19 protein-coding genes are annotated in these 20,792 nt (G+C 59.6%); 15 read left to right on the forward strand and 4 right to left on the reverse strand.

Features of this window, described 5'->3' with window-relative positions:
• Positions 1 to 94: 94 nt before the first annotated feature.
• The gene (locus P406_RS26515; RefSeq protein ID WP_046237849.1) at positions 95 to 553 is read right to left on the reverse strand and encodes an REP-associated tyrosine transposase; all 459 of its coding nucleotides are present in this window, start codon (positions 551 to 553) and stop codon (positions 95 to 97) included.
• A 142-nt stretch (positions 554 to 695) separates the two neighbouring features.
• Between P406_RS26515 and P406_RS26520 the strand changes: the two genes are divergently transcribed.
• The 13 genes from P406_RS26520 to ureC all read left to right on the forward strand — a co-directional run bounded on the left by P406_RS26520 (position 696) and on the right by ureC (position 15,810).
• Entirely contained in the window at positions 696 to 1,157 is a 462-nt protein-coding gene (locus P406_RS26520) for a copper chaperone PCu(A)C (RefSeq protein WP_046237840.1), read from the forward strand.
• A 394-nt stretch (positions 1,158 to 1,551) separates the two neighbouring features.
• Positions 1,552 to 4,983 (forward strand): dermonecrotic toxin domain-containing protein, encoded by a 3,432-nt coding sequence (locus tag P406_RS26525; RefSeq protein ID WP_046237841.1) that lies wholly within the window; start codon positions 1,552 to 1,554, stop codon positions 4,981 to 4,983.
• 255 nt (positions 4,984 to 5,238) lie between these two features.
• Positions 5,239 to 6,504 carry an urea ABC transporter substrate-binding protein gene (gene urtA, locus P406_RS26530; RefSeq protein ID WP_046237842.1) on the forward strand — a complete coding sequence of 422 codons (1,266 nt, stop codon included), beginning with the start codon at positions 5,239 to 5,241 and terminating at the stop codon, positions 6,502 to 6,504.
• Positions 6,505 to 6,757: 253 nt separating this feature from the next.
• Positions 6,758 to 8,347, forward strand: coding sequence for an urea ABC transporter permease subunit UrtB (gene urtB, locus P406_RS26535; protein ID WP_046237843.1), 1,590 nt, complete (start codon positions 6,758 to 6,760; stop codon positions 8,345 to 8,347).
• The gene (gene urtC, locus P406_RS26540; protein WP_046237844.1) at positions 8,347 to 9,426 is read left to right on the forward strand and encodes an urea ABC transporter permease subunit UrtC; all 1,080 of its coding nucleotides are present in this window, start codon (positions 8,347 to 8,349) and stop codon (positions 9,424 to 9,426) included. Before urtB ends, urtC begins: the two co-directional genes overlap by 1 nt.
• The gene (gene urtD, locus P406_RS26545) at positions 9,423 to 10,283 is read left to right on the forward strand and encodes an urea ABC transporter ATP-binding protein UrtD (protein ID WP_003419455.1); all 861 of its coding nucleotides are present in this window, start codon (positions 9,423 to 9,425) and stop codon (positions 10,281 to 10,283) included. The genes urtC and urtD overlap by 4 nt, the downstream gene beginning before the upstream one ends.
• A gap of 110 nt (positions 10,284 to 10,393) precedes the next feature.
• Positions 10,394 to 11,092, forward strand: coding sequence for an urea ABC transporter ATP-binding subunit UrtE (gene urtE / locus P406_RS26550; protein WP_046237845.1), 699 nt, complete (start codon positions 10,394 to 10,396; stop codon positions 11,090 to 11,092).
• A gap of 48 nt (positions 11,093 to 11,140) precedes the next feature.
• The gene (locus tag P406_RS26555; RefSeq protein ID WP_046237846.1) at positions 11,141 to 11,986 is read left to right on the forward strand and encodes an urease accessory protein UreD; all 846 of its coding nucleotides are present in this window, start codon (positions 11,141 to 11,143) and stop codon (positions 11,984 to 11,986) included.
• Between the two features lie 302 nt (positions 11,987 to 12,288).
• On the forward strand, positions 12,289 to 12,591 hold the full coding sequence (ureA, locus tag P406_RS26560; RefSeq protein WP_003317023.1) for an urease subunit gamma: 303 nt from the start codon (positions 12,289 to 12,291) through the stop codon (positions 12,589 to 12,591).
• Between the two features lie 10 nt (positions 12,592 to 12,601).
• Positions 12,602 to 13,144, forward strand: coding sequence for a GNAT family N-acetyltransferase (locus tag P406_RS26565; protein WP_046237847.1), 543 nt, complete (start codon positions 12,602 to 12,604; stop codon positions 13,142 to 13,144).
• Between the two features lie 10 nt (positions 13,145 to 13,154).
• Positions 13,155 to 13,688: a GNAT family N-acetyltransferase gene (locus tag P406_RS26570; RefSeq protein ID WP_003419474.1), complete on the forward strand. Its 534-nt coding sequence runs from the start codon at positions 13,155 to 13,157 to the stop codon at positions 13,686 to 13,688.
• Entirely contained in the window at positions 13,685 to 13,990 is a 306-nt protein-coding gene (locus tag P406_RS26575) for an urease subunit beta (RefSeq protein ID WP_003391866.1), read from the forward strand. The genes P406_RS26570 and P406_RS26575 overlap by 4 nt, the downstream gene beginning before the upstream one ends.
• A 119-nt stretch (positions 13,991 to 14,109) precedes the next feature.
• A complete protein-coding gene (ureC, locus tag P406_RS26580; RefSeq protein WP_003419475.1) occupies positions 14,110 to 15,810 on the forward strand; it encodes an urease subunit alpha in 1,701 nt (566 codons plus the stop codon).
• Positions 15,811 to 15,857: 47 nt separating this feature from the next.
• Here ureC and P406_RS29530 read toward each other — a convergent pair whose 3' ends face one another.
• Both P406_RS29530 and P406_RS26590 read right to left on the reverse strand, forming a co-directional pair.
• Positions 15,858 to 16,475 carry a thioredoxin family protein gene (locus tag P406_RS29530; protein ID WP_046237848.1) on the reverse strand — a complete coding sequence of 206 codons (618 nt, stop codon included), beginning with the start codon at positions 16,473 to 16,475 and terminating at the stop codon, positions 15,858 to 15,860.
• Entirely contained in the window at positions 16,472 to 16,858 is a 387-nt protein-coding gene (locus tag P406_RS26590; protein WP_052735663.1) for a thioredoxin family protein, read from the reverse strand. The genes P406_RS29530 and P406_RS26590 overlap by 4 nt, the downstream gene beginning before the upstream one ends.
• Before the next feature lie 160 nt (positions 16,859 to 17,018).
• On the opposite strand from P406_RS26590, the gene P406_RS26595 reads away from it, so the two are divergent.
• The gene (locus P406_RS26595) at positions 17,019 to 18,149 is read left to right on the forward strand and encodes a sensor histidine kinase (protein WP_003419477.1); all 1,131 of its coding nucleotides are present in this window, start codon (positions 17,019 to 17,021) and stop codon (positions 18,147 to 18,149) included.
• A gap of 75 nt (positions 18,150 to 18,224) precedes the next feature.
• Here the strand turns inward: P406_RS26595 and cbpA are convergent, their stop codons facing one another.
• Positions 18,225 to 19,169, reverse strand: a complete 945-nt coding sequence (gene cbpA, locus P406_RS26600) for a curved DNA-binding protein (RefSeq protein ID WP_046237851.1) — start codon at positions 19,167 to 19,169, stop codon at positions 18,225 to 18,227.
• A gap of 327 nt (positions 19,170 to 19,496) precedes the next feature.
• Here cbpA and P406_RS26605 point away from each other — a divergent pair, with 327 nt between their 5' ends.
• A complete protein-coding gene (locus tag P406_RS26605; RefSeq protein WP_003347909.1) occupies positions 19,497 to 20,762 on the forward strand; it encodes an Hsp70 family protein in 1,266 nt (421 codons plus the stop codon).
• Positions 20,763 to 20,792: the final 30 nt, after the last annotated feature.

The raw sequence follows: 20,792 nt of genomic DNA on the forward strand, positions 1-20,792 counted from the left end.
GCTCGAAATACCCCGAGCCTGCGGAAATAAGCCACATAGCTTGAAAACACCTCGGACCTGTGGGAGTGAGCTTGCTCACGAAGAGGCCGGTTTTTCACAGCCAAATTGCGTCCCATAAGGGATAATCGCGCACGCTTTTGACTAGGTCGGCTCGAACAGGATTGGCAACGATATAACGGGCAAAATCCAAAAGGCTTTCTTCAGTACGGATGCTGACGTCGTGGAACCCGCTTTGCCAAAAAGGTCCACTGCAGCCTCTGGCTCTGTTTATGGCGATCGCGCTTTTCGATTTGACGCGCTGTACAACGCTGGATAATGAGTGACTATTCAACTGCAGCAGCCAGTGAATGTGGTCGGGCATTACCACCCAGGCTAATGAATCGGCCAGTTGCTGCTCTTCAACGTATCGAAGTTCATCAACCAGCAGACGACCCATGCGCCAATCGGAAAAAACAGGATTTCTCTGGAATGTTTTTGCGGTGACTAAATACATTTGGCCCGTACCGGAGAATCGCCCCAAGCGCAAACGATGTGACTGTGCCCTTTCATTCATCCTAATCACCCAATGGCTGCATGCCGGGGAACGACTGTACGAAACGGGCTCACTCAGCAGTGCTCAAAGGTTTGCCCAAGTGTTTCGGATGCCCAATTGAGCTACCTTTCACTCCTTCATCGAATCCCCGGAGAATCTCCCCATGCTCAAAAAAGCATTGCTGCTGGCCGCACTGCTGCTGCCAGCCAGCCTCGTCCACGCCCATGAGTACAAGGCAGGGTCATTGCTGATTGGCCATCCGTGGTCGATGGAGCTACCGCCCAATGCACCGACGGTGGCGGCGTATTTCACCATTGAGAACAAGGGTGACAGCGCCGACCGGCTGATTAGCGTCGACACGCCCATCGCCGGGCAGGCGCAGTTGCATGAGCATGTACATGCCGACGGGCTGATGAAGATGCAGCACGTGCAGGCGGTCGACATACCGGCTGGCGCGAAGGTGGCTTTCGCCCCCATGGCCTGGCACGTGATGTTGCTGGACATCAAGGACCGCTCGAAGCTGGTGGTCGGCCAGCACTTCCCGATGACTCTGCATTTCGAAAAGGCGGGGGATGTGGAGGTACAGGTCGTGGTGCAAAAACAGGCTCCGGAACACCAGCACTGAGTAGCCTTCACGAGCAGGGCCGGGAGCTGAATATCCTCATTATCCCTGATGCGGCGACACACCTGGCACGCAGGTCAGATGCTGATTGTCCGGGCGCTTGATCGAATAGTGCTTTCGCGCTTTGCCAAAACAGCGGCAACAGCTTAGATTGCTCACTGCGGGGCCTGAAACCACTGAGTGGCGTTGTGATGGATTCCTCCTCATACCCGGTTTCAGGCCCCGCCCTTGCCTCAATCTCGCGCGTTTCCGATACTTCCTACCGATCAGACAGCCGATGCTGCAGTCCTCGAACTGCGCTGGCCGATACCCGCGTGCCTTCAAGCCTGACTATATGAAATGAACCGCTCGGCCAACGCCTTGAGTGGATCATCCATCATGCAGACGAATCAGCACCATGAACCTACCGCTCACCGCATCACTCCCACTGCCAGACAACCCAACTGCCAGCGATACCTACCCGCCCGCTTTCAGCCAGGTTACGCAGGAACTGGCCCGCGATCTGCTGCACCGCCTCATACCCGGGCTGGATGTTCAGACCACATCGCTGAGCTACCGGGACAGCCAGGCAGCTTCAGACGACGGCGGGAATATCATCAATGCCCCACTGATATCCAGTGTGGTCGAGTATTTCACCGGTCATCTGAACTGGGCCCACAGCGACGTACAAGGGCTCTACCCATCGCCCTCCTCCACGTCACAAACGCCCGCCATCCCGCTGCTGGACGGCGCGGCCACGACCCTGTTTTACAATCAGATCAGCCAGCAACTGGAACCGTTCTACCGCCAGAAACTGGCAGACTACTGGAGCGCAGCCCCCGATGGCGGCGAAACCCGGCGCAGTCAGTTCATCGCCGAACAGATCGAGTGCCTGAAAGCCGAGTGCGTAGTGCTCATCGCGCTGGGAACAATGACCACCAACCACTACAGCCTGCTTTCGCAAGCACTGCGCCCATGCGACACCAGCCTGGCCGAAAACATGGCGGATATTCAAGCGCACAGCGTGTACAGCCTCTCGGCGCGTACCGGTGAGAATCCTCCGGTGTCGCTTTACGGTGCGTTTGTCATTGCCCGACGTCTGCGTGACGAACCGGTACAGATCGACGAAGAAGAACGTGAAGATGTCCTGCTGTTCACGCCCCACGAAGGGCTGCAGGCATTTGCGTCCTTGAAGCAACTGCACGAAACCCTGATCAAGAGGGCAGCAGTTCTCGAATACGGGCAAAGCCTGGGAACTGAACAGGTGAAGCAGATCGACTTCAACGCCAACGGGCTGCAATGGCAGTACACCCTGATGGAGGGCGACTTCCTGAGCCTGCTGCATGCAGGTCTGGTCGTCAGACAGCAGTCAATTTTTGCACAGGCCGTACAACTCGCTCGCGCTCAACGCATGGACGAGATTTGTTTCGAGCAATCATTGACCCATCTGCCGGGATCGGATGTTTATTTCGACAACCACTGGCGGCTCGACAGACTGGATGCCGATCTGATTCAGAGCCAGATGCCTGAATGGTGGAAAACCATGACGCCATCGCAACACCAGGAATGGCTGGATCAGGCACAACGGTTTGGTGAATCGATCGTCAGCATCCGGCAAGCCAGCAAGGATAACTTCGACCAGCCGGAGAACGACAGCCGCACCTACCTCACGCGCTATATCGACAAGCAACTGGATGACATGCTGAAACGCTCGTCCATCCCGACGGCAGCAGAACGCATCACGCTGTCAATGACGTACCGTGTAGGCACTGAAGTGCAGGAGATTACCGGCGCCCCCGTGCCACCGGCAACCAGTACTCTGCAGGTATCACTCAGGCAATTGGCGCATGACCGTGCTCACCGTATTCTGGTCGAGGACGCACTGGTAGTCCGGGCTGTCGATGACACCGGTGCCGTCATCACTCAACTGGAAAAGTCAGCGATCAAGGCGCTGGTAGAGGCCATAGAGGACCCGCGGCATCTCAGTGATTACCTCGACCTTCATCTGAGGACCTCGGCCTACGCACAGCAGCTGAAAAGATTGCAAAAGGCCATGCTGGAAGCGCAGATGAAGATGGTGCTGCTGGAGCTGGAGCAGCAGACTTTTTCACCGTCAGGCCGCGAGTGGATCAAGGCAGTGCTGGACTCCCCCGCGCCGCAAGGACGTCCGACCGTTAACGGCGAAGCCATAGAGGTCAGGTTTTTCAGCGTCAATCAATTCAAGATGACCAATGTCATGTTGATTGCCCCCGCCGCAAAATTCGAAAAGGGCCCCTTGGTACTGTGCACCCTGGATGCTCCGGACGGCATCGTTTTCCGCTGGTTCTACAGCATGTTTCATCTCACCACCAGCTTTCTGGAGGAGGCGCCGTTCCAGCGGTATCTGCTTGAGCAAATACCGCTTTCCAGGCGCCTCGAGACACTGCGTGCCATGCAATACGAAAAGCAAGCGAAGCATTGGCGCCCGCCAGAGGTATTGACTCAACTCACGCTTGTACCTATCCCGCCCAGGCTGCTGCGCCCGGTCGTGTTTGTCACACAGAGCAAGGACATTTATGAGGAAAGTCACGAGACCAAGATTGATCAGTTGATCAACGAAGCCAAACGGCAGATGAGTCAGGCAACCGGCAGGGGGCAATCGGCCCGGGGATTCGACCTGATCGCCGGCATTGCGATTCTGTTTTTGCCTGATCCGATCATGCTGCCTGTCTCGTTGGGGGTAGGCCTGTACAAGACCTGGAGTGCCTTTTCAAAAATCGATGAGAACGATCTGGAAGGTGCTGCCGAAGAGTTCCTGAGCGCCATCAGCTATCTGGCCATCGCCTTGGTCGGCCACCTGGCGCTGGCCCTGAAACCGGCAGTCAACGCGACAAAAAAGCCAAGACGCCCGCACCTGATACGCAGGGTAGGCCATGACGGTCAGGTACAGATCGGCTACCTCCTGTCGCACTCCAAGGCCCCGCGTTTTGCAAACTCGAAACTGATCGTCGCCATGGACCCCAAACGCTTCGTTGCCATTAAAGTAGAAGGCCAGACCTGTTTTCTGAGCCGACGGGCCAACATGTTCGGTCACTCACGCCTTTATCGGGTCAACCCGATGGATGCAACGCAACTGGTGCACGAGCAGGAGTTTGCCCTGCGCAGCACCAGCGGCACCTGGAAAGTCGTCGGCAAACAGATACCGCGCATGAGCAAGACGGCAATCCGCAATGCCCAATCCCGGCTGGCCAGCCTGACCACTCTCTGGCCGGCCTCTCTGGAGGAAGCCAGTAGCACCGAACGCCTGAAGTTCGAGAGCGATTACCTGGCGCTGGCCCAGACATCCAACGCAGAGAACTATTCCGAAATAGTCGCCTATGTGGAAAGCGGTTCAACGGACATCAACCCGCTGCTGCGAAGCGGCGTGCGCAACGCCACCACGCGCAGGTTTTTACGTCAGTTCCATAAACTCAAGGCGTGGGAAGGCACTGCCTTTCGCGCCACCTATGTGTCCAGCGACGGGGTGGCCTGCCTTGAGCGCGAGGTGGGTTCGGTGTTTACCGACAACGGCGTGCAGTCTGCATCGGTGTCGCGAGCCAATGCCTCCAGATGGAGCCAGGACGGGTTCGTGAGTCGCAACGCCAATGCCGAAAACCACCCGGTGTTCTTCATCTTTGCACCAGCGGTGCCCAAGAAGAACATGTTCACCGGTTTTCTTGGCGACCACGTGGCAATCCCGCCAGGCACGTGCGTGCAACTGGGCGCGACCAAACGGATCAACGGGCAGCTGTTTGCCTGGTTCGATGCGCCCGAACAACTGGTCGATCAGACCTACGATCTCTATACCGGAGAACAGGAACTCTGGGTCTGAAACCCGCAAGCGAGTGATCTGGAAAGCCGGCCGTTCCTGGCCGGCGCTCCTGCGAAGCAGCCTTGCACCATTGCAGAGCCCGCAGCGCCCGCGGGGCAAAGCCGGGTTCCACCTTGGTGCACACCCTCCCCGAACCGCGACACATTCGTTCCATTTTGCGACGTTCCTACATTGGCCCAGACCTTGCTAAAGCTTGGAAGAGCAACGAAATGCACCGCCGCCAAACCTCAAACAATGTACTAAGGGAGCCAGTCAATGAAGCGTCGCAGCCTGATCAAAGCCTTTACCCTGTCCGCATCCATCGCCGCCATGGGGCTGACCTGGACCGTTCAGGCTGCCGAGACCATCAAGGTCGGCATTCTGCATTCGTTGTCCGGCACCATGGCCATCTCCGAGACGTCGCTCAAGGACATGGCCTTGATGACCATCGACGAGATCAACGCCAAAGGCGGCGTCAACGGCAAGATGCTGGAACCGGTCGTCGTCGATCCGGCCTCCAACTGGCCGCTGTTCGCGGAAAAAGGCCGTCAGTTGCTGACCCAGGACAAGGTCGCCGTGGTCTTCGGCTGCTGGACATCGGTGTCGCGCAAATCGGTGCTGCCGGTTTTCGAAGAACTCAACGGGCTGCTGTTCTACCCGGTGCAGTACGAAGGCGAAGAGATGTCGCCCAATGTTTTCTACACCGGCGCCGCGCCTAACCAGCAGGCCATCCCTGCCGTCGAATATGTCATGAGTGAAGATGGCGGTTCGGCCAAACGCTTCTTCCTGCTCGGCACCGATTATGTCTACCCGCGTACCACCAACAAGATTCTGCGCGCCTTCCTGCATTCCAAAGGCGTGAAAGATACCGATATCGAAGAGGTCTACACCCCGTTCGGTCACTCCGATTATCAAACCATCGTGGCCAACATCAAGAAGTTCTCCGCGGGTGGCAAGACGGCCGTTATCTCCACCGTCAACGGCGACTCCAACGTGCCGTTCTACAAGGAACTGGCCAACCAGGGCCTGAACGCTACCGACGTACCGGTTGTGGCCTTCTCGGTAGGCGAAGAAGAACTGCGCGGCATCGACACCAAGCCACTGGTAGGCCATCTGGCCGCCTGGAACTACTTCCAGTCGGTGGAAAACCCGGTCAACAAGAAGTTCGTGGCTGACTGGACGGCCTACGCCAAAAAGAAAAACCTGCCAGGCGCTGACAAGGCTGTGACCAACGACCCGATGGAAGCCACGTATGTCGGCATTCACATGTGGGCGCAGGCGGTCGAGAAAGCCAAATCCACCGACGTGGACAAGGTCCGTGAAGCCATGGCCGGCCAAACGTTCGCAGCGCCGTCGGGCTTTACCCTGACCATGGACAAGACCAACCACCACTTGCACAAGCCCGTGATGATCGGCGAAATCCAGGACGATGGTCAGTTCAGCGTCGTCTGGCAGACCAAAGAGCCGATCCGCGCCCAGCCATGGAGCCCGTACATCCCTGGCAACGACAAGAAGCCGGACACCCCGGCGAAGAGCAACTGACGGATCAACGCTGCTTGATCGTTCCCACGCTCCAGCGCCAAGCGTTATAGACAGGTCCTGAAGCCCGCGAAGTCCGGGGTTTCAAAGCTTCTGCCCACAGGGCGTAGGAGCGACCGGGGCGGCGATCCGCCCCGGTCGCTCCTACGGCCTTCGGCCAGAATCAAAAACAGCCCCCGCATGTGACGCTTGGCGAAGGGCGTGAAGGACCGTCTCAAGAGTAGACGACGCCATACTGAATCAAGGCCATATTGATATGCCTTCTTATTTTTACCGCTTGACCCTCACCATCAGCCTGCTGCTGCCTTTGGCTGCCCAGGCCGGTGATGCCAGTGACTTTGTCGCAGCCAGTTCTTCGCAACAGGCAGAGCTGCTGGAAGCCTGGGCCGCCAGGCCTGTGCCGGAACGTGTCGAGCTGCTCGAAGCCTTGCGCGATGGCCGTGTGGGTGCCGACAGCAGCAAGCGTGCCTGGATCGAAAACAACGATCAATACGTGGCCGTCGATGCACAGGCCCCTGCCGCCGCCGATGCGCCAACGCCTGACGAACCGCGTAAATTGCGCTTGAACAACCGGCTGCGAGGCCTGGTTGAAACGGCGCTGGCCAGCCATCAGCTGCTGGCAGCCGATACACGACTGCGCATGGCCGCCGCCCTGCAATTGCAAAAAAGCGCGCGCCCTGCACAACTCGAGTTGCTGACCGAACGCGTGGCCAGCGAATCCGATTCCAGCGTCAAAAGCGCGCTGACCCTGGCGCTGGCCAACCTGCAAATGGTCGATTCCAGCCCGACAGTACGTCTGGCTGCCGTGCGACTGCTGGGCGAAACCGGTGACCCGCTGGCGCGTACCCGCCTTGAATCATTGCTGGCACCCGGCGTGGAAACCGACGCTTCGGTACGCGTGGCGGCTGAAACCAGCCTGGCGCAGGTCAAGCGCAAGCTGATGATCGGTGAAATCCTCGGCCAGGCGTTCAGCGGCATGTCACTGGGCTCGATCCTGTTGCTGGCGGCGCTGGGTCTGGCGATCACCTTCGGCCTGCTGGGCGTAATCAACATGGCCCACGGCGAGATGCTGATGCTGGGGGCCTACTCCACCTACGTCGTGCAACTGATGCTGCAGCGCTACGCACCGGGGGCCATCGAGTACTACCCGCTGATCGCGTTGCCGGTGGCGTTCTTTGTCACCGCCGCGATCGGCATGGCCCTGGAGCGTACGGTCATTCGTCACCTGTATGGCCGCCCACTGGAAACCCTGCTTGCGACCTGGGGCATCAGCCTGATGCTGATTCAGGCCGTGCGTCTGGCCTTCGGCGCGCAGAACGTCGAAGTCGCCAACCCGCAATGGCTGTCGGGTGGCATTCAGGTGCTGCCTAATCTGGTGCTGCCTTACAACCGAATCGTGATCATCGCCTTCGCGCTGTTCGTGGTGGTGCTGACCTGGCTGCTGCTGAACAAGACCCGCCTGGGCCTGAACGTGCGCGCCGTCACCCAGAACCGCAACATGGCCGCCTGCTGCGGCGTACCGACCGGGCGCATCGACATGATGGCCTTCGGTCTGGGCTCGGGTATCGCTGGTCTGGGGGGTGTTGCCCTGAGCCAGATCGGCAACGTGGGCCCTGATCTTGGGCAAAGCTACATCATTGATTCGTTCCTGGTGGTCGTGCTCGGCGGTGTCGGGCAACTGGCCGGTAGCGTGATGGCGGCCTTCGGGCTGGGCATCGCCAACAAGATTCTCGAACCGCAAATCGGCGCCGTGTTGGGCAAGATCCTGATCCTGGCGCTGATCATTCTGTTTATCCAGAAACGTCCGCAAGGCCTCTTCGCACTGAAAGGACGGGTGATCGACTGATGAGCCAGCCATTGATAGTCACTGCCGCGCAAAAAGTCGGGCCCAGAGGCACGCTGACCGCAGGCTCCTTAATACTGGCGGTGCTGCTGGCACTGCCGCTGCTGTCGCTGCTGCCTGCCGATAACAGCTTTCAGGTCTCGGCCTACACACTGACCCTGGTGGGCAAGATCCTCTGCTATGCCATCGTCGCGCTGGCGCTGGACCTGGTCTGGGGCTACGCCGGGCTGCTGTCGCTGGGCCACGGCCTGTTCTTCGCCCTGGGCGGTTATGCAATGGGCATGTACCTGATGCGCCAGGCCGCGGGCGATGGTCTGCCGGCCTTCATGACCTTCCTGTCGTGGACCGAGCTGCCGTGGTACTGGGCGGGTACCGACCATTTCCTCTGGGCGATGTGCCTGGTGGTCCTGGCACCGGGACTGCTGGCGCTGGTCTTCGGCTTCTTCGCCTTCCGCTCGCGGATCAAGGGCGTGTACTTTTCGATCATGACCCAGGCGCTGACCTTCGCCGGCATGCTGCTGTTCTTTCGCAACGAGACCGGCTTTGGCGGCAACAACGGGTTCACCAACTTCCGCAGTATTCTGGGCTTCAGCATCAGTTCACAAGGGACCAGAGCCGCGCTGTTTCTGGCCACGGTCGCATTGCTGGTGGCCAGCCTGTACATCGGCTGGCGCCTGGCGCAGAGCAAGTTCGGCCGCGTGCTGACCGCGCTGCGCGATGCGGAAAACCGCCTGATGTTCTGCGGTTACGATCCGCGCGGCTTCAAACTGTTCGTCTGGGTCCTGAGCGCCGTGCTGTGCGGTCTGGCTGGCGCCTTGTATGTGCCGCAGGTCGGCATTATCAACCCCAGCGAAATGTCGCCGACCAACTCCATTGAAGCCGCTGTGTGGGTAGCCTTGGGTGGCCGCGGCACGCTGATCGGCCCGCTGCTGGGCGCAGGTCTGGTGAACGGCATGAAGAGCTGGTTCACCATGGCCTTCCCGGAATACTGGCTGTTCTTCCTTGGCGCGCTGTTCATCATCGTCACGCTGTATCTGCCCAAGGGCGTGATCGGCATGCTGAAGAAAAGGAGCGAGCAATGAAAACCACTCCGACCCCGTCTTTCATGCTGGAACCGATCCTGGCGCCAAACTCCGACGCTGGCACCAGCCGCGACGCAGTGGGATTCGGCAAAAGCGCTGGCAAAGGCCTCAACACTCGCCACGGCACGATCCTGACGCTGGAAGACATCAGCGTCAGCTTCGACGGCTTCAAGGCCCTGAACGATCTGAATCTGTACATCGGCGTGGGCGAACTGCGCTGCATCATCGGCCCCAACGGCGCGGGCAAGACCACGCTGATGGACGTCATCACCGGCAAGACCCGTCCCAGCCACGGCAAGGCCTGGTTCGGTGAAACGCTGGACCTGACGAAGATGACCGAAGTGCAGATCGCTCAGGCCGGCATCGGCCGCAAGTTCCAGAAACCCACGGTATTCGAGGCCTTGAGCGTGTTCGAAAACCTCGAGCTGGCGCAGAAGACCGACAAATCGGTGTGGGCCAGTTTGCGTGCGCGGTTGAGCGGCGAACAACAGGACCGGATCGGTGAGGTGCTGGAAACGATCCGCCTGACCAGCTCGATGCAGCGCCCTGCGGGCTTGCTGTCCCACGGCCAGAAGCAGTTTCTGGAGATCGGCATGCTGCTGGTTCAGGACCCGCAATTACTGCTGCTCGACGAGCCCGTCGCGGGCATGACCGATGCCGAAACCGAATTCACCGCCGAGCTGTTCAAGAGCCTCGCCGGTAAACATTCGCTGATGGTGGTTGAGCACGACATGGGCTTCGTCGGCTCGATTGCCGACCATGTCACCGTGCTGCACCAGGGCAGCGTACTGGCTGAAGGCTCGCTGAACGACGTACAGGCCGACGAACGCGTGATCGAAGTGTATTTAGGGCGCTAGCGCCCTGCTGCAAGCTTTTAGCTGCAAGCGGCAAGCTAGAAGCAAAGGCAGCATGCTGCTCTTTCTTGCCGCTTGAAACTTGTAGCTTGCAGCTCAAAAAAGGACCCACCATGCTCCAGGTCGAAAAGCTTCATCAGTATTACGGCGGCAGCCACATTCTTCGCGGTCTGTCGTTTGATGTGAAGGTCGGTGAAGTCACCTGCCTGCTGGGCCGCAACGGCGTGGGCAAGACCACACTCTTGCGCGTCCTGATGGGCCTGCTGCCATCGAAGGAAGGTTCGGTGCAGTGGGAAGGCAAGACCATCACCCAGTTAAAAACGCATCAGCGGGTACATGCCGGGATTGCTTACGTGCCGCAGGGCCGGGAAATATTCGGCCGGCTGACGGTCGAGGAAAATCTGCTCATGGGCCTGTCCCGTTTTCCGGGCTCCGAGGCCAAGGAAGTGCCGGCCTTCATCTACGAGTTGTTCCCGGTGCTGCTGCAAATGAAGCACCGCCGCGGCGGCGATCTGTCCGGTGGTCAGCAGCAGCAACTGGCCATAGGCCGGGCACTGGCGAGCCGTCCGCGCCTGCTGATTCTCGACGAGCCCACCGAAGGTATTCAGCCCTCAGTGATCAAGGAAATCGGCGTAGTTATCAAAAAGCTCGCAGAGCGTGGCGACATGGCGATTCTGCTGGTCGAGCAGTTCTACGACTTCGCCGCGGAACTGGCCGATCAGTACCTGGTGATGTCGCGGGGCGAGATCGTCCAGCAGGGCCGTGGCGAGAACATGGAGAGCGACGGCGTTCGTGGTCTGGTCACCATTTGATGCGTCAATCCGTTATCGTGCAGCATTCGACAAGCCAATGAAGACATCATGAACCTGCCTGCCAACACCGCCCTCTTCACCCCCAGCTGGCACGCCGAGCTGGAATTGGGTTACGGCCGTTTCGATGACAGCACACGCCCGACACTGCGGCGCCACAAAGGACCGCTGCGGGTGCAAAAGCATCTGTACGCCGAAGGACCGGAGGTGTGCCAGCACATCATCGTTCATCCACCGGGCGGTATCGCCGGGGGTGACCGGCTGGATATCTCGGCCACCGTGGGGGCCGATGCGTGGGCACAGTTGACCAGCCCCGGCGCGGCCAAATGGTATCGCGCCGCCAGCCCGGCCTTTCAGCAACTGGAACTGCACGTCCAGCCCGGTGCGACGCTGGAATGGCTGCCGCAGGAAACCATCGTCTTCAGCAACGCCCAGGCACAACTGAGCACCCGCATAGAGCTGCACGGTGATGCAAAGCTGTGCTACTGGGATGTGGTGGCTTTGGGCCGCCCGGCCAGTGGCGAGCGTTTCGAACACGGCCATTTTCAATCGCATCTGGATATCCGGCGCGACGGCACATTGCTCTGGCATGAGCGACAACGCATTATCGGTGGCGACGGGCTGCTGGACTCGCCCATCGGCCTGGACGGCAGAACGGTGTTCGCCACCCTGCTGATGACCGGCGAAGTGAGCAGCGAGCTGCTCGAGGCCTGCCGTTCGCTGTCGATGCCCAACCCGGTACGCGGCGACCTGACTCAATTGCCCGGTCTGCTGGTCGCTCGCTGTCTGGCAGACGAAGCGTTGCATGCCCGGGCCTGGCTGATAGAACTGTGGAAACGACTGCGCCCTGCCCTGCTGGGACGCGAGGCGGTAACGCCAAGAATCTGGAACACCTGATTGATGACTGGACGCTATGCATTCCAGGCTACACCCTCGGCGCTGATGCACTCAGCGCGATACATAAGTCCTGAAAAGCCCGAAAATCGGGTCTTTTAGCGCTTCTGCCCGCAGGTCGTGGGAGCGAACTTGTTCGCGAAGACAATGTTTTAGGCGCTGCATGTTCGGCGACTACACCGGCCCCTTCGCGAACAAGTTCGCTCCCACGGCCTTCGGCCAGAACCCAAAACAGACTTATACATAACGATGAGGGCTCAAGCATGGGAACGATCAACCACCGAGTTTGAACAAACGGAAGCCCCATGGACCTGACACCACGCGAAAAAGACAAGCTACTGATCTTCACCGCCGGACTGGTCGCCGAACGGCGTCTGGCGCGCGGCGTGAAACTCAACTACCCGGAAGCCATGGCCTATATTTCTGCGGCGCTGCTCGAAGGTGCGCGTGACGGGCAGACCGTCGCTGAGCTCATGCACTACGGCACGACCCTGCTGAGCCGCGATCAGGTCATGGAAGGTATCGCGGAAATGATCCCGGAGATCCAGGTGGAAGCCACCTTTCCGGACGGCACCAAACTCGTCACCGTGCATCAGCCGATTGCCTGAAGGAGTGATCATGCGGGACGTGATTCGCGATGCCCTGCCGGACGATCTGCCGGGCATTCTGGACATCTACAACGATGCAGTGCTCAACACCACGGCTATCTGGAACGAGCAGCCGGTTGATCTGGCCAACCGCCAGGCCTGGTACGCAGCTCGCCAGAGTCAGGCGTATCCGATTCTGGTCGCGGTCGACAGCGCAGGCGACGTGCTCGGCTATTCGTCGTTTGGCGACTGGCGGCCGTTCGAAGGGTTTCGACATACGGTCGAGCATTCGGTCTACGTGCGCGCCGACCAGCGTGGCAAACGTCTGGGCCCGCGCCTGATGGCCGCTTTGATCGAGCGCGCCCGCGACTGTGACAAGCACATGATGGTCGCGGCCATCGAAAGCGGTAACGCGGCGTCCATCGCCCTGCATGATCGCCTGGGTTTCAAGACCACCGGACAAATGCCGCAGGTCGGCACCAAGTTCGGTCGCTGGCTGGACCTGACGTTCATGCAGCTCGACCTGTCGCCCGGTGCTCAGCCACCGGTTTCACAAGCCCCTTCCGCCCTTTAGAGAGCACGCCATGAACCCAGCACAGCTGCGCCGCGTCACCGCCGAAAGCTTCGCGCATTACCGCCAGGGTCTGGCGCAATTGTTGTTCGATACGGTTCATGATGGCGCGTCGGTCGGTTTCATGGCCGACCTCGACATGGCGCAGGCCTACGGCTGGTGTGACGGGCTCAGAGTCGACGTCGCCGCTGGCACTCTGCTGCTGTGGGTGGTGGTCGAGAACGAGAACGTCCTGGCCAGTGCGCAACTGTCGCTGTGTCAGAAGCCCAATGGCCTGAACCGCGCCGAAGTACAGAAACTGATGGTGCTGCCTGCGGCGCGCGGGCGTGGCCTGGGCAGGCAATTGATGGAGGCCGTTGAGCAGGCCGCCGTGAAACACAAGCGTGGGTTGTTGCACCTGGACACCGAAGCTGGCTCGACGGCTGAAGCCTTCTACAGCGCGCTGGCCTACCACCGTGTCGGTGAACTGCCGGATTATTGCGCGACACCGGACGGTCGCTATCGGCCGACCGCCATTTATTTCAAAACCTTGGGGCAACCGACATGATCCCTGGTCAATACCAGATCCAGCCCGGCGACATCGAACTCAACGCCGGACGCCGCACCCTCAGCCTGACCGTCGCCAACAGCGGCGACCGGCCGATTCAGGTGGGCTCGCATTTCCACTTTTTCGAAACCAACGACGCACTGACCTTCGACCGCGCCGCCAGCCGTGGCATGCGCCTGAACATTCCGGCCGGCACCGCCGTGCGCTTCGAACCGGGCCAGTCCCGTGAAGTCGAGCTGGTGGACCTGGCCGGCCTGCGCAAGGTTTACGGGTTTGCCGGTCGGGTGATGGGGGAGCTTTAGCTTCAAGCTTCAAGAGAAAAGCATATGACGACTAAAGACTTGCGGCTTGCAGCTTGTCGCTTTGAACACATTACAGTTTGCGGCCTGCAGCTTGCCGCTCTGAATCCGAGGGACGAGAGATGAAGATAAGCCGACAAGCCTACGCAGACATGTTCGGCCCCACCGTCGGTGACAAGGTTCGCCTAGCCGATACCGAGCTGTGGATCGAGGTCGAGAAGGACTTCACCACCTACGGTGAAGAAGTGAAGTTCGGCGGCGGCAAGGTCATTCGTGACGGCATGGGCCAGGGCCAGTTGCTGGCCGCTGACGTAGTCGACACGCTGATCACCAATGCCCTGATCATCGATCACTGGGGCATCGTCAAGGCCGACGTCGGCATCAAGAACGGGCGTATCGCGGCCATTGGCAAGGCGGGCAACCCGGACATCCAGCCGGACGTGACCATTGCAGTCGGAGCAGCCACCGAGGTCATTGCCGGCGAAGGCATGATCCTTACCGCCGGCGGCGTCGATACGCACATCCACTTCATCTGCCCGCAGCAGATCGAAGAAGCCCTGATGAGCGGCGTGACGACCATGATCGGCGGCGGCACCGGCCCGGCCACAGGCACCAATGCCACCACCGTCACACCCGGCCCGTGGCACATGGCGCGCATGCTCCAGGCCTCGGACTCGTTCCCTATGAACATCGGCTTCACCGGCAAGGGCAACGTCAGCCTGCCCGGCCCGCTGATCGAACAGGTCAAGGCAGGCGCCATCGGTCTGAAGTTGCACGAGGACTGGGGCACCACGCCTGCGGCCATCGACAACTGCCTGAGCGTGGCCGACGAATACGACGTGCAGGTGGCGATCCACACCGACACCCTCAACGAGTCGGGTTTTGTCGAGACCACCCTGGCCGCGTTCAAGAACCGCACGATTCACACTTATCACACCGAAGGTGCCGGTGGCGGTCATGCGCCGGACATCATCAAGGCCTGCGGTTCGCCGAACGTGCTGCCGAGCTCGACCAACCCGACGCGTCCGTTCACCCGCAACACCATCGACGAGCATCTGGACATGCTCATGGTCTGCCATCACCTGGACCCGAGCATCGCCGAAGACGTGGCTTTCGCGGAAAGCCGCATCCGTCGCGAGACCATCGCTGCCGAGGATATCCTTCACGACCTGGGCGCCTTTTCCATGCTCAGTTCCGACAGCCAGGCCATGGGCCGGGTTGGCGAAGTGATCATGCGCACCTGGCAAACCGCCGACAAGATGAAGAAACAGCGTGGTCCACTGCCGCAGGATGGCCCGGGCAACGACAACTTTCGCGCCAAACGTTACATCGCCAAATACACCATCAACCCGGCGATCACCCACGGCATCAGCCATGAAGTGGGCTCCATCGAAGTCGGCAAGTGGGCGGATCTGGTGCTGTGGCGGCCGGCGTTCTTTGGCGTCAAACCGACCCTGATCCTCAAGGGCGGCGCCATCGCTGCCAGCCTGATGGGCGATGCCAACGCTTCGATCCCGACCCCGCAACCGGTTCACTACCGCCCGATGTTCGCCAGCTACGGCAGTTCGCTGCACGCCACCAGCATGACGTTCATCAGCCAGGCAGCGTTCGACGCCGGTGTACCGGAGTCACTGGGCCTGAAGAAGCAGATCGGTGTCGTCAAAGGCTGCCGTACCGTGCAGAAGAAAGACCTGATCCACAACGATTACCTGCCGGACATCGAAGTCGACCCGCAGACCTATCAGGTCAAGGCCGATGGGGTGTTGCTGTGGTGCGAGCCTGCGGACGTGCTGCCGATGGCGCAGCGGTACTTTCTGTTTTGAACCCAAAAAAGGGCCTTCGGTATGCGAAGGCCCTGGGATGTTTCAGCTCAAACTGACTGTTTGGGGTCCAGCTTTTTGATTTCGGTCCTGTACCAGGACTTCAGATGAAAATCAGCGGTTTCCTTAAGCTTTACACCGTTCTTGAAAAAGATAACAGTCGGCGCGACGGTCACATTGTACTGTTGAACTGTCGCTGCACAGCTGTCCATCGGCACCCGAAGCATCACGACCGTGCCTTCGAACTCGGGCGCAAGCTCGTCGAGAATCGCTCCAGTCCGTGTGCTGTGGTCAGGTTCATTATACTCATTGACCCCGGGCCGGCTGAATTCGACCAACACCAGAGGGTTGGCTTTAGAGAACTCGCTATTGAAATCATCGTCATCCGAGACGGTTATTGCTTTAACTGTTTTTTCCTTGCGATTCAGAAATGTCTCGTCCGACTCCAGTATCTTCAATGCCTGCAACGTATCATTGATGGCGTCCAGCGTCCCCAGGTCCTCTGCGGTAGCCTTGCCTTGCAAGGTACGCTTCAGCACGCGAAAAACACTGAGTTTCCCTTTCGCCATATCGTATCGGTTACTGGTTTTACCGTTGGCGCCGGCCGGTACCTGCTCCGCCAGCGTGATACGCGCCTCGACAAGCGTTAATAATTCAGCCTTGATCATGAAATTTCTCCCTCATCAACAATGCCGGCAAACGCTTTCAGCGTGTCCTCTACGTACTGCTTGTCATAACCACCGACTATTTCGGCCATTTTGATCAGCACGGTCGTCGGACCGTGGTTGATGGCATACGTATTCGACGTCACCGGATTCAGAGTGTCCTTCAAGTCCGGACCCAACTCGATCTCGACCCTGACGAACTTGATTTTCTCGGCGTACGCGACGGCCAGTTCGTCTATGACAGCGTCCATTTTTGCACTGGCATTAGGCAGTTTTTGTTTGTTTTCCTTACCTCTGGTAGAAAATTCGACCAGGACCGGCTTCGTCTTGCTGGCTTCAAGAACTTCCTGTTGAAAGGTTGCATCTGTAACCGTAATGACACTCATGTCCCGGCCCTCCGTTCGTATAATCCCCGGAGGAAACATAGGACGAAGCGAATAGCACGTCTACTGACAGAAATGACAGTAAACGCCCTGTTTGTCGCGTCATGCAAAGGAGGTAATATGCGCCCATTCTTTCGTCACGCTCCTCCAAAGGTAACCGGCCATGCGCCTTTCCGAATTCATCGTTATTCATGTGGATCGCATCGTCGATGAATGGGAAGACTTCGCCAGAACCCTGAAACCGGCGGCAGAAACGATGACCACGGCCGAGCTGCGGGATCACGCCAGGTCGATTTTGCTCGCCGCAGCACGGGACATGAAGACCGCGCAGAGCAAAAGCGAGGAGATTGCCAAGGCCAGAGGCGAAGAGCTGAACAAGACGCCAAGCCTGGACGAAGCAGCCAGCAGCCATGGCGAATTGCGCCATGAGGTCGGTTTTGATCTGGTGCAGATGACGTCGGAGTTTCGCCATCTGCGCGCCAGCGTCATCCGCCTCTGGGTAGAAAGCCTGGCAGCGCCGCAACTGGCCGATTTTCAGGACGTGATTCGCTTCAACGAAGCCATCGACGAGGCGCTTGCAGAATCCACTGCGGCCTATGCGGAGCGGGTCGGGCGCTCACGGGATATCTTTCTCGCCATTCTCGGTCACGACCTGCGCGCGCCACTGCAGGCCGTCAGCATGTCCACCGAGTTGCTGGCCCGCAAAATAACGCTGGACGACAAGACCCAGTCCTATGTTTCACGTATCCAGACCAGCACCCGCCATATGGGCTCGATGGTCAGCGATCTGCTGGAGTTCGTGCGCAGCCGCCTGGGCGCGGGGCTGCCGGTAGAGCGTAAATACATGGACCTGGCCAGCGCCTGCCGCGAGGCCATCGAGGAAGCCTGCGCCGGGCGACCGGACTCTGTGCCGGTGCTGAACATCGAAGGCAACACCAAGGGTCACTGGGACGCCGGGCGGATCAGCCAGATGTTGCAGAACCTGATCGGCAACGCCCTGCAGCATGGTGCCGCCAGTCACGAGATAACGGTGACTGTCACGGGTGCCGAGAAAGCCGTGATATTGGTGGTCCACAACGAAGGCAAACCGATTGCCGAAGACGCTATCGGGACGATCTTCGATCCGCTGGTGCGCAGCACCGAGGAAAACAGCGAAACACGCGGCACGTCGACCAGCCTTGGCTTGGGCCTGTTCATCGTCAAGGAAGTGGTCAACGCCCACGGCGGCAGCATCACTGTGACCTCGACCATTGGTGAGGGCACGACCTTCAATGTGGTGCTGCCGAAAAACTGACCGAGGCTGACTGCCTGCTGATGCGGGTGCCGCATCAGCCCAGGCAGAAAAGACAGAATCGCAAGACCGCTCCGCTCAACCCTTCCACTGCGCGCGGGGATCGAACGACGAACTGTCCGCCAGTTTCTGCCAGAGCGCGCGGGTAGCCTCGTCGGTTTGCTTGGGCACGACGACTTTCAACTGCGCGTAAAGATCGCCGCGCTCGCCACTCTTGTTTATCAAGCCGTTACCCTTGATCCGCAGACGCTGCCCGTTCTGACTGTCCGGGCGGATGGTCAGGTTGAGCCTGCTGGTCAGCGTCGGCACGGCAACCTTGGTACCCAGCACGGCTTCCCAGGGGGCCAGTGGCACGGTGATGACCAGATCATGGCCTTCGACCTCAAACAGCGGGTGCGGGGCCAGGCGGATGATCAGGTACAAGTCGCCATTGGCACCACCGCCCACGCCCGGCGCGCCCTGCCCCTTCAGGCGAATACGCTCGCCATCGACCACGCCGGCCGGAATCTTCACGTTCAGGGTTTTGGTGATGTCGCTCATGCGCTGCCCGTTGGGGCTGTGCTGCGGCACCTTGAAGCTGACCTGCTTGGATTCCCCCGAAAGGGTCTCTTCGAGGAACACCGCCAGCTCCATCTCTACGTCCTGACCGGTACGCCCAGGGTTGCGGGTACGCCCGCCCTGCTGTGGCCGGCCACCGAAAATGGAGCTGAAAAACTCCGAGAAGTCTGCCGTTTCCTCGAACCCGCCTGCCCCGGCGCCGGCACGGCTTTGCCAGCCCGGCGGGGTCTGGAACGGACGGCCCTGACGACCGTATTTGCGCAGTTCGTCATACTCGGCGCGCTTTTCAGGGCTGCTGAGTACCTCATACGCTTCGGACGCTTCCTTGAACTTGTCTTCGGCGCCTGCTTCCTTGCTGACGTCCGGGTGATACTTGCGCGCGAGTTTGCGATAGGCGGTCTTGATCGCCTTGTCGTCCGCCGTCGGCTCCACGGCAAGTATCTTGTAGTAGTCTTTGAAATCCATGTAACGATCACCCATCCGAATTATCCGGCAAAGCCAGATACGCTGGCGTCACGCGCCCAGCTCCCTCTGTCACGAGGCATCTGGATTACCTAACGTCGAAAAATATACAGATAGACCAGCTGCTTTTGTCGGCGGGTCGATAGCTCGACACCCTAATGTCCGACAACAGCGTCTACCGGGAATCCCTTCAAGATTGGGGGTAACAGGCTTCAGTTCAAGCCTTGGCCGCAAATACAGCCAGGTAAATATAAGCGACGTGTCGCGCTACGCAATTTGCCCGCGCTGACATAAACTGCGCGGCCGTTTTTTGACTGGAACGTAAAAGACATGAATGACCAATCCCCGGCCCGTGCCTGCGGTATCGATTTCGGCACGTCCAACTCCACTGTCGGCTGGCAACGACCCGGCATGGAATCGTTGATCGCGCTGGAGGACGACAAGATTACCCTGCCTTCGGTGGTGTTCTTCAATATGGAAGAGCGCCGGCCGGTGTATGGCCGCCTGGCGCTGCACGAGTATCTGGAAGGCTACGAAGGCCGCCTGATGCGCTCGCTCAAGAGCCTGCTGGGCTCGAAGCTGATCAAGCATGACACCAGCGTGCTGGGCACGGCGATGCCCTTCAAGGATTTGCTGGCCCTGTTTATCGGCGAGCTGAAAAAGCGCGCGGAGCAAACGGCCGGACGCGAATTCGAGCAGGTCGTACTGGGCCGTCCGGTGCATTTTGTCGATGACGACGCCCAGGCCGATCAGGAAGCCGAAGACACGCTGGCTGAAGTGGCACGCAAGATCGGCTTCAAGGACGTGTCATTCCAGTTCGAACCGATCGCTGCGGCGTTCGATTACGAGTCCACCATCCAGGACGAAGAACTGGTGCTGATCGTCGACATCGGCGGTGGTACCTCGGACTTTTCGCTGGTGCGTCTGTCGCCCGAGCGACGCCAGCACGATGATCGCCAGCAGGACATCCTCGCCACCGGTGGCGTGCACATCGGCGGGACCGACTTCGACAAGCAGTTGAGCCTGCAAGGCGTGATGCCGCTGTTCGGTTATGGCAGCCGCATGAAAAGCGGTGCGTACATGCCGACCAGCCACCACATGAACCTGGCGACCTGGCACACCATCAACGCCGTGTACTCGCAAAAATCGCAACTGGCCCTGGGCAGCATGCGCTACGACATCGAAGACACTGGCGGTATCGATCGCCTGTTCAAACTGATCGAACAGCGCGCCGGGCACTGGCTGGCCATGGAAGTGGAAGAAACCAAGATCCAGCTGACTCACGCCGACAGCCGTCACCTGCTCATGGATCGAGTGGAAGCCGGCCTGAGCGTGGACCTGAGCCGGGTGATGTTCGAAGCCGCCATCGATGCCCAGCTTGAGCGGGTGCGCAACAGCGTGACGAACTTGCTGAACGATGCGGGAGTGAGTGTCGAACAGGTCAGCACAGTGTTTTTCACCGGCGGTTCAAGCGGCATCCCGGCCCTGCGCAACAGCGTCTCGAACATGCTGCCCAACGCACGCCACGTCGAAGGCAACATCTTCGGCAGCATCGGCAGCGGCCTGGCCATCGAAGCGAAGAAGCGTTACGGCTAGTCATGCGCCTATCGTGGGAATGCCCTTCGT

The sequence above is a fragment of the Pseudomonas syringae pv. coryli str. NCPPB 4273 genome, from assembly GCF_000972175.1.
GTDB lineage: Bacteria > Pseudomonadota > Gammaproteobacteria > Pseudomonadales > Pseudomonadaceae > Aquipseudomonas > Aquipseudomonas syringae.

Excerpts from the sequence above, each read along its gene's own strand:
- P406_RS26515 (WP_046237849.1), bottom strand. The coding sequence starts at position 553 with ATGAATGAAAGGGCACAGTCACATCGTTTGCGCTTGGGGCGATTCTCC.
- P406_RS26520 (WP_046237840.1), top strand. The coding sequence starts at position 696 with ATGCTCAAAAAAGCATTGCTGCTGGCCGCACTGCTGCTGCCAGCCAGC.
- P406_RS26525 (WP_046237841.1), top strand. The coding sequence starts at position 1,552 with ATGAACCTACCGCTCACCGCATCACTCCCACTGCCAGACAACCCAACT.
- urtA (WP_046237842.1), top strand. The coding sequence starts at position 5,239 with ATGAAGCGTCGCAGCCTGATCAAAGCCTTTACCCTGTCCGCATCCATC.
- urtB (WP_046237843.1), top strand. The coding sequence starts at position 6,758 with ATGCCTTCTTATTTTTACCGCTTGACCCTCACCATCAGCCTGCTGCTG.
- urtC (WP_046237844.1), top strand. The coding sequence starts at position 8,347 with ATGAGCCAGCCATTGATAGTCACTGCCGCGCAAAAAGTCGGGCCCAGA.
- urtD (WP_003419455.1), top strand. The coding sequence starts at position 9,423 with ATGAAAACCACTCCGACCCCGTCTTTCATGCTGGAACCGATCCTGGCG.
- urtE (WP_046237845.1), top strand. The coding sequence starts at position 10,394 with ATGCTCCAGGTCGAAAAGCTTCATCAGTATTACGGCGGCAGCCACATT.
- P406_RS26555 (WP_046237846.1), top strand. The coding sequence starts at position 11,141 with ATGAACCTGCCTGCCAACACCGCCCTCTTCACCCCCAGCTGGCACGCC.
- ureA (WP_003317023.1), top strand. The coding sequence starts at position 12,289 with ATGGACCTGACACCACGCGAAAAAGACAAGCTACTGATCTTCACCGCC.
- P406_RS26565 (WP_046237847.1), top strand. The coding sequence starts at position 12,602 with ATGCGGGACGTGATTCGCGATGCCCTGCCGGACGATCTGCCGGGCATT.
- P406_RS26570 (WP_003419474.1), top strand. The coding sequence starts at position 13,155 with ATGAACCCAGCACAGCTGCGCCGCGTCACCGCCGAAAGCTTCGCGCAT.
- P406_RS26575 (WP_003391866.1), top strand. The coding sequence starts at position 13,685 with ATGATCCCTGGTCAATACCAGATCCAGCCCGGCGACATCGAACTCAAC.
- ureC (WP_003419475.1), top strand. The coding sequence starts at position 14,110 with ATGAAGATAAGCCGACAAGCCTACGCAGACATGTTCGGCCCCACCGTC.
- P406_RS29530 (WP_046237848.1), bottom strand. The coding sequence starts at position 16,475 with ATGATCAAGGCTGAATTATTAACGCTTGTCGAGGCGCGTATCACGCTG.
- P406_RS26590 (WP_052735663.1), bottom strand. The coding sequence starts at position 16,858 with ATGAGTGTCATTACGGTTACAGATGCAACCTTTCAACAGGAAGTTCTT.
- P406_RS26595 (WP_003419477.1), top strand. The coding sequence starts at position 17,019 with ATGCGCCTTTCCGAATTCATCGTTATTCATGTGGATCGCATCGTCGAT.
- cbpA (WP_046237851.1), bottom strand. The coding sequence starts at position 19,169 with ATGGATTTCAAAGACTACTACAAGATACTTGCCGTGGAGCCGACGGCG.
- P406_RS26605 (WP_003347909.1), top strand. The coding sequence starts at position 19,497 with ATGAATGACCAATCCCCGGCCCGTGCCTGCGGTATCGATTTCGGCACG.